General features: G+C 56.4%; 1 protein-coding gene. It reads left to right on the top strand.

Annotation, left to right across the window (positions count from 1 at the left end; genetic code table 11):
- Positions 1–301 precede the first annotated feature (301 nt).
- Positions 302–730 (top strand): acyltransferase (locus GPT34_RS16725; protein WP_291014902.1); only part of this gene is annotated, 429 nt, incomplete at its 3' end.

Here is a 730-nt window from a genome sequence, read left to right as displayed (position 1 = left end):
GTGGCGAACTGGTGGTGCTCACAGGCCATCGCCTGAAGACCATCCGTCGTCCATTGCATTTCGTGAGCGTGCGCATCACTGACCGGAGCCGCGCCCCGGTCGCTCTGTTTGTGAACTGGATCCAGGCGAATGCCGCTGACATGTAGGTACAGAGCTGGCCATAGCCGGGGAAATCACAACGTGACCACGTTCACATGAACCGCCGTTGCGCTCTCTGGAACCTGGTTCAATTGATTCGAAGCTTCTTGATGGCCAGGGTGTGCGCGACAATCGGCCACCCAATATACATGCCCCCGGAACGATGAATGAGCACGAACGATTCCTCGCTTTACGAAGGTTTGACTCTCTTGACGGCTTGCGCGCCCTAGCCGTCATCGCAGTCGTCTGGCAGCACACGGCAGGCAAGGCTTTTTCTGGAACGCCGTTGGCCACCATTGGCGGAGAAGGCGTGACACTTTTTTTTGCCATCAGCGGTTTCCTGATCACGACACTCCTACTGCGTGAGCGAGACCGACGCGGCACCATTGACCTGCGTGCCTTCTACGTCCGGCGCACGCTGAGGATCTTCCCGATCTACTACCTCACGCTCCTGACGTACGTTGTGCTCGTCTGGACTTTTGAGCGCGACTCAGAGGCTGGCCAGGAGTTCTTCTCGAATCTTCCTTACTTCTTCACCTACACATCCAACTGGTTTGTCGAGCTCAAAGAGCGAACAATCTTCTATTTCGCC

Origin of the sequence: Hydrogenophaga sp., assembly GCF_011390835.1 — a bacterium.
Lineage (GTDB): Bacteria > Pseudomonadota > Gammaproteobacteria > Burkholderiales > Burkholderiaceae_C > Hydrogenophaga.
Note: the sequence above shows the minus strand (reverse complement) of the source record. Positions and strands in the feature narration are given on the sequence as shown.